2 protein-coding genes are annotated in these 3,867 nt (G+C 62.9%); one reads left to right on the top strand and one right to left on the bottom strand.

Annotated features, from left to right (window positions below; translation table 11 throughout):
* Positions 1 to 177: 177 nt before the first annotated feature.
* On the bottom strand, positions 178 to 2,019 hold the full coding sequence (locus tag HGO40_RS30245) for a potassium transporter Kup (protein WP_502943358.1): 1,842 nt from the start codon (positions 2,017 to 2,019) through the stop codon (positions 178 to 180).
* A 334-nt stretch (positions 2,020 to 2,353) separates the two neighbouring features.
* Between HGO40_RS30245 and rimO the strand changes: the two genes are divergently transcribed.
* Positions 2,354 to 3,694: a 30S ribosomal protein S12 methylthiotransferase RimO gene (gene rimO, locus HGO40_RS30240; protein ID WP_250966029.1), complete on the top strand. Its 1,341-nt coding sequence runs from the start codon at positions 2,354 to 2,356 to the stop codon at positions 3,692 to 3,694.
* Positions 3,695 to 3,867 lie beyond the last annotated feature (173 nt).

Genomic DNA, 3,867 nt, shown 5'->3' with positions numbered 1-3,867 from the left:
CCCGCGGCGCCGGGCCCTCCCGCGGGTGCGGCGCCCCCCCCCCCCGCCGCCCCCCCGCCCCCCCCCCCCCCCCCCCCCCCCCCCGCTCCCACAAGGTACGCCTGGCGCCGACATTGTGTAGCCCATAAAAAAGCCCTCGCCGCCGCAAGGCAACGAGGGCTTTTTGTTTTCCTGGTGCTACATCTCGACCTGCGTCCCCAGTTCGATCACCCGGTTCAATGGTAGATTGAAGAAGCGCAGGTTGCCGTTGGCGTTTTTCAACATGAAGGCGAACAACGACTCACGCCAGCGAGCCATGCCTTCGAGCTTGGAGGCAATGACGGTTTCGCGGCTGAGGAAGTAGGTGGTACGCATCGGGCTGAAATCCAAATCGTCCAGATGGCAGAGCTTGAGCGCCTCGGGCACGTCCGGCTCGTCAGTGAAACCGAAGTGCAGGATCACCCGGAAAAACCCTTCGCCGTAGGCGTCGACCTCAAAGCGCCGTTGCGGCGGTACCCGGGGAATGTCCTCGTACACCACCGTCAGCAGCACCACCTGCTCATGCAGCACCTGGTTGTGCAATAGATTGTGCAACAGCGCGTGAGGCACGGCATCCGAACGCGCGGTCAGGAACACGGCTGTCCCTTGTACGCGGTGCGGGGGTTGCACGCGGATGCTGCTGATGAAGATCGGCAGTGGCAACGCCCCTTCGTCCAGGCGATCCACCAGCAGTTGCTTGCCGCGCTTCCAGGTGGTCATCAGCACGAACAAGGCAATACCGGCGATGACCGGAAACGCACCGCCCTGGACGATCTTCGGCACGTTGGCGGCGAAGTACAGACCGTCCACCAGCAGGAAACCGAACAACAACGGGACTGCCAGCAGCGGTGGCCATTTCCACAACAGCAGGATCACCGCGGACACCAGGATCGTGGTCATCAACATGGTACCGGTCACCGCCACGCCGTAGGCCGAAGCCAGCGCGCCGGACGATTCGAAGCCCAGCACCAGCAGCACCACGCCGACCATCAGCGACCAGTTCACCGCGCCGATGTAGATCTGGCCCTGCTCGGCGCTGGAGGTGTGCTGGATGTACATGCGCGGGATGTAACCGAGTTGGATCGCCTGGCGCGTCAGGGAGAACGCACCGGAAATCACCGCTTGCGAAGCGATGACCGTGGCCAGGGTCGACAGGCCGACCAACGGCAGCAACGCCCAACTCGGCGCCAGCAGATAGAACGGGTTGCGTGCCGCTTCCGGGTCACCGAGCAGCAACGCACCTTGACCGAAATAGTTGAGCATCAGGCCTGGCAACACCAGGATGAACCAGGCGCGGGCAATCGGTTTGCGACCGAAGTGGCCCATGTCGGCGTACAGCGCTTCGGCGCCGGTCAGCGCCAGCACTACCGCGCCGAGGATGGCCACGCCCATGCCCGGATGGACCACAAAGAAGCGCACCGCCCAGGCCGGGTTCACCGCCTGCAACACTTCCGGATGCTGCACGATGCCGTACACCCCCAGGGCGCCGAGCACCAGGAACCAGGTCACCATGATCGGGCCGAACAGAATGCCGATCCGCGCGGTGCCGTGGCGCTGGATCAAAAACAACGCCACCAGCACCACCAGCGACAGGGGCACCACCCAGTGGTCGATGCCTTCGAATGCGAGGCCCAGGCCCTCGATCGCCGAAAGCACCGAGATCGCCGGGGTGATCATGCTGTCACCGTAGAACAGCGCCGCGCCGATCAAGCCGCAGATCACCAGGAATGTACGCAGCCGCGCCCTGCCCGCCGCCGCTCGCCGCGCCAGGGCGGTGAGCGCCATGATCCCGCCCTCGCCCTGGTTGTCGGCGCGCAGGACGAACATCATGTACTTGATCGACACGACCCAGATCAGCGACCAGAAAATCAGCGACAGGATCCCCAGCACCCCATCGTGATTGACAGGTACGCCATAGGCCCCGGAAAACACTTCCGTGAGGGTGTACAAAGGGCTCGTGCCGATGTCGCCATAAACCACTCCGACCGCCGCGACCAGCATGCTCAGCGGCTTCGCTGCCGAATGCTCGGCACCTGCCACCTGACTACTTGCATGACCCATCCAACACTCCCGATTCCCAGACCTGTCTTCTTGAACGAAACACGATGCTTTGTTGAGGCAGCGTGCGCTGTTTTACGTATTGTTACAGACGTTTTGTTGACTGTAGCAATCGCCAGAGCGCAAAGGCGCGCAGCATAGCGCAGCACTCGTCGTATTTCCCGGTATAAAGCTGGTCAAGCAGCCCGGCCACAGATAGAATTGCGCACTTTTTGATCAGAGGCGCGCCAGGCGCCCTGTCTCGACAAGAGACGATCCCCCTACACCGAGGTTAGACATGTCCACCACTCCCGCGCCCGCCAATCCGAAGGTTGGCTTCGTATCCCTGGGTTGCCCGAAAGCTCTGGTCGACTCCGAGCGCATCCTGACCCAGCTTCGCATGGAAGGTTATGACGTCGTGTCCACGTACCAGGACGCGGATGTGGTGGTGGTCAACACCTGCGGCTTCATCGATTCGGCCAAGGCCGAGTCCCTGGAAGTGATCGGCGAAGCCATCAAGGAAAACGGCAAGGTCATCGTCACCGGCTGCATGGGCGTGGAAGAAGGCAACATCCGCAACGTGCACCCAAGCGTGCTGTCCGTGACCGGCCCGCAGCAGTACGAGCAGGTGGTCAACGCCGTGCACGAGGTGGTGCCACCACGCCAGGACCACAACCCGCTGATCGACCTGGTGCCGCCACAAGGCATCAAGCTGACCCCGCGCCATTATGCCTACCTGAAGATTTCCGAGGGCTGCAACCACAGCTGCAGCTTCTGCATCATCCCGTCGATGCGCGGCAAGCTGGTGAGTCGTCCGGTGGGCGACGTCCTCGACGAGGCCCAGCGCCTGGTCAAGGCCGGCGTCAAGGAGCTGCTGGTGATCTCCCAAGACACCAGCGCCTACGGCGTCGACGTGAAATACCGCACCGGCTTCTGGAACGGCGCACCGGTGAAAACCCGCATGACCGAGCTGTGCGAAGCCCTCAGCACCCTCGGCGTCTGGGTCCGCCTGCATTACGTCTACCCGTATCCCCATGTCGACGAGCTGATCCCGCTGATGGCAGCCGGCAAGATCCTGCCGTACCTGGATATCCCGTTCCAACACGCCAGCCCGAAAGTCCTCAAGGCCATGAAGCGCCCGGCTTTCGAAGACAAGACCCTGGCCCGCATCAAGAACTGGCGTGAAATCTGCCCGGACCTGATCATCCGTTCAACCTTCATCGTCGGCTTCCCCGGTGAAACCGAAGAAGACTTCCAGTACCTGCTGGATTGGCTGACCGAAGCCCAGCTCGATCGCGTCGGCTGCTTCCAGTACTCCCCTGTCGAAGGCGCTCCGGCCAACGACCTGGACCTGGACGTGGTGCCGGACGACGTCAAGCAGGACCGTTGGGAGCGTTTCATGGCGCACCAGCAGGCCATCAGCTCGGCGCGCCTGCAAATGCGCGGCGGCCGTGAAATCGAAGTGCTGGTGGATGAAGTGGACGAGCAAGGCGCCGTGGGTCGCTGCTTCTTCGACGCGCCGGAAATCGACGGCAACGTCTTCATCGACAACGGCAGCAACCTCAAGCCAGGCGACAAGGTCTGGTGCAAGGTGACCGACGCCGATGAGTACGATTTGTGGGCTGAGCAGATCGGTTGATCCGCACAAAGCGGGACCGCTGTTGTGGCGAGGGAGTCCCCGCCGCGTCGCCGACGCTGCGCTGTCGCGCAGCAAACAAGTGCTCGGCTTAAGATTGGGTGCGCGCGGGGAAAGAGGCCGTAGCTATCACTGGTGTGTCCGCACCCGCGAGGGAGAGTGGCCGGCACGGTATC

It is taken from the genome of Pseudomonas sp. CG7 (assembly GCF_023701885.1).
Lineage (GTDB): Bacteria > Pseudomonadota > Gammaproteobacteria > Pseudomonadales > Pseudomonadaceae > Aquipseudomonas > Aquipseudomonas zanjanensis.
Note: the sequence above shows the minus strand (reverse complement) of the source record. Positions and strands in the feature narration are given on the sequence as shown.